The organism is Mycobacterium sp. 1245499.0, assembly GCF_001673615.1.
In the GTDB taxonomy this organism is placed as follows: Bacteria; Actinomycetota; Actinomycetes; order Mycobacteriales; family Mycobacteriaceae; genus Mycobacterium; species Mycobacterium europaeum_A.
This window is the reverse complement of record NZ_LZMG01000044.1, coordinates 1-2,865: the sequence shown is the minus strand read 5'-3', so window position 1 is coordinate 2,865 and position 2,865 is coordinate 1. Positions and strand designations below refer to the sequence as shown.

Below are 2,865 nucleotides of genomic sequence, written 5' to 3'. Positions count from 1 at the left end.
TGGCGTCGCATCGTGAGGCGCTGATCGCCGAGTGGAAACACGATCAGGCCACCAGCGCGGGTGATCAGCGGCCGCCGGTGCCGGGCACGGTCGAGGCGTTCATGCGCCTGGTGCAGACCGGCTGGGATGTCGAGGCGGCGCGGCGCCCGCACGGGCAGCACACCACCGTGGTGGTGCACCTCGACGTGGAAAAACCCACCGCGGCGCTGCATCTGGGTCCGCTGCTCTCCGATGCCGACCGCCAATACCTGAGCTGTGATGCCACGTGCGAAGTGTGGTTCGAACGCCGCGGCGAGGTCATCGGTGCCGGGCGGGCCACGCGGGTGATCAACCGGCGGCTGCGCCGCGCGCTGGAGTACCGCGACCGCACCTGTGTGGTGCCGGGTTGTGGTGCCACCCGTGGTCTGCACGCCCATCACCTGCGGCACTGGGAAGACGGCGGCCCCACCGAGTTGGCCAACCTGGTGCTGGTCTGTCCTTACCATCACCGGTCACACCATCGGGGTGTCATCACCATCAGCGGGCCCGCACACGCACTCGTGGTCCGCGACGACGAAGGCCGAGTGCTCAGCGCGGGATCGCTGGCGCGCCCACCCACGGGGCCCCCACCTGCGGTGGCGCCGTGTCCGGGACCGATCGGCGAACGCGCCGACTGGTGGTGGTACACACCCTTCCAACCCCAACCACCACCGACAAACAACTAGCTAGGTTCTGCGCGGCCTCCGGCCGACGGTATCGATGGAATTGCTGCCCGTCAGCGCAGCATGGTCGCCACGATCCCGGCAAGGTAACCCAGCCGGGCGACCTCCGAGGGCCGGAATTCGGGGCCGGGACGGCCGAGCACCACGGCGGTGTGCGGATCGCCCAGCGGGGCCGCGACCATCGTCATGTCCATGTCGCGCCACGCTTGGGGCACCCAGTCGCCGCTGCTGTCCAGCGTGACGGCCCGTTCGATCGGCAGCCATGGCGCCGAGTCCGCCTTGGTCTCCGGGGCGCCGGGGCTGCCGGCCAGGCGCTGGAGCTCGCCGTCCGCGCTGCGCAACACCGTGCACCAACTGACGCGCAGCACCTTGGGCGCCTCGTTGGCGAGAACCTGCAGTCGTGCGGCCTTGCCGTCGGCCGCGGCGATGTGGTCGAGCAGCTCGAGTTCGCGGTGCGCCTCCAGCAGGCCCGTGTGCGGGCGCACGCTGTCCACCCGGACACCGGACAAGGACTCGGCGGCCGTGATCAGCGTGTCCGGCATGGCGCCGGGCGGCAGTTCGATCACCAGGTCGTCGGTCGCGTAGCCCGAGCTGCGCTCCACCACATCGAGCGACAGGATGTCGGCGCCCACCGAACCGAGCGCCACCGCCAGCGACCCCAGGCTGCCTGGCCGGTCGACGAGCTCGATGCGCAACAGATAGGAGGGCACGGCCAACACTGTTGCACAGGCATGTGTCTTCTGCCCGCCGAGCGTCACGGCGGTGTGACGGTGGTCGCCCAACGTCACGCCAGCGCCATGGACGCGGCGGGCTAGGCTTTCGGATCGTGTCCCAGATCTCCCGCGACGAGGTAGCGCACCTGGCCCGGCTGTCCCGGCTGGCGCTGACCGACAGCGAGCTCGACAGCTTCGCCGGCCAGCTCGACGCCATCTTGACCCACGTCAGCCAGGTTCAGGCGGTGGACGTCACCGGCGTCGAGGCGACCGACAACCCGCTCAAGGACGTCAACGTCACCCGCCCCGACCAGCCGGCACCCTGCCTCACGCAGGCCCAGGCGCTGGCCGAGGCGCCCGAGGCCGTCGACGGCCGCTTCGGCGTCCCGCAGATCCTGGGGGACGCCGAGTGAACGAGATCGTCCGGTCCGACGCCGCCACCCTGGCCGCCCGGATCGCCGCCAAAGAGGTGTCCTCGGTCGAGGTCACCCAGGCATGCCTGGACCAGATCGCCGCGACCGACGACCGCTACCACGCCTTCCTGCACGTGGCGGCCGACGAGGCGCTGGCGGCGGCGGCCGTCGTCGACGAGGCGGTGGCCGCCGGGGAGCGGCTGCCGTCCCCGCTGGCCGGGGTCCCGCTGGCGCTCAAGGACGTCTTCACCACCGTCGACATGCCCACCACCTGCGGGTCCAAGATCCTCAAGGGCTGGCGTTCCCCGTACGACGCCACTCTCACCTCGCGGCTGCGCGCCGCGGGCATCCCGATCCTGGGCAAGACCAACATGGACGAGTTCGCGATGGGCAGCTCGACCGAGAACTCCGCCTACGGGCCCACCCGCAACCCGTGGGACGTCGACCGGGTGCCCGGTGGCTCCGGCGGCGGCAGCGCGGCCGCGTTGGCCGCGTACCAGGCCCCGCTGGCGATCGGATCCGACACCGGCGGCTCCATCCGGCAGCCCGCCGCGCTCACCGCAACGGTGGGAGTCAAGCCGACCTACGGCACGGTGTCGCGCTACGGCCTGGTGGCGTGCGCGTCGTCGCTGGATCAGGGCGGCCCGTGCGCGCGCACGGTGCTCGACACCTCCGACGGCAGGATCAGGTAGTAGGCGGCCAGCGCGTACTCGAAGTGGGGGCAGTCGACCTCGCTCACGTCAGCGCCCAGGGCGGTCAGCTGCTCGACGGCGGCCTCGAACGCGCTCAGCACCCCGGGCTGATAACCCTCGCCGCGTAGCTGCTTGACCACTCCGACGCGCACGCCCTTGAGGTCACCGTCCGCGCCGGCCCGGGCGGCGCCCACGACGTCGGGCACCGCCGCGTCCACCGACGTGGAGTCGCGGGGGTCATGCCCGGCGATCACCTGGTGCAGCAGTGCGGTGTCGAGCACCGTGCGCGCGCACGGGCCGCCCTGATCCAGCGACGACGCGCACGCCACCAGGCCGTAGCGCGACA

General features: G+C 71.7%; 4 protein-coding genes and 1 pseudogene. 3 read left to right on the top strand and 2 right to left on the bottom strand.

Annotated features, from left to right (window positions below):
- Positions 1–704, top strand: a 704-nt coding sequence (locus tag A5646_RS02055; protein WP_156765493.1) for an HNH endonuclease signature motif containing protein, incomplete at its 5' end; no start/stop codon positions are given.
- Positions 705–754: 50 nt separating this feature from the next.
- Here the strand turns inward: A5646_RS02055 and A5646_RS02050 are convergent.
- A complete protein-coding gene (locus A5646_RS02050) occupies positions 755–1,411 on the bottom strand; it encodes an amino acid-binding protein (RefSeq protein WP_156748800.1) in 657 nt (218 codons plus the stop codon).
- Positions 1,412–1,527: 116 nt separating this feature from the next.
- Between A5646_RS02050 and gatC the strand changes: the two genes are divergently transcribed.
- A complete protein-coding gene (gene gatC / locus A5646_RS02045; RefSeq protein ID WP_067019512.1) occupies positions 1,528–1,827 on the top strand; it encodes an Asp-tRNA(Asn)/Glu-tRNA(Gln) amidotransferase subunit GatC in 300 nt (99 codons plus the stop codon).
- A pseudogene (locus A5646_RS02040) lies at positions 1,824–2,501 on the top strand (amidase family protein); the annotation flags it as partial. The gene gatC and the pseudogene A5646_RS02040, both read left to right, overlap by 4 nt.
- Here the strand turns inward: A5646_RS02040 and A5646_RS02035 are convergent.
- The gene (locus A5646_RS02035) at positions 2,462–2,848 is read right to left on the bottom strand and encodes an amidase family protein (RefSeq protein WP_369806898.1); all 387 of its coding nucleotides are present in this window, start codon (positions 2,846–2,848) and stop codon (positions 2,462–2,464) included. The pseudogene A5646_RS02040 and the gene A5646_RS02035 sit on opposite strands and share 40 nt — an antisense overlap.
- Positions 2,849–2,865 lie beyond the last annotated feature (17 nt).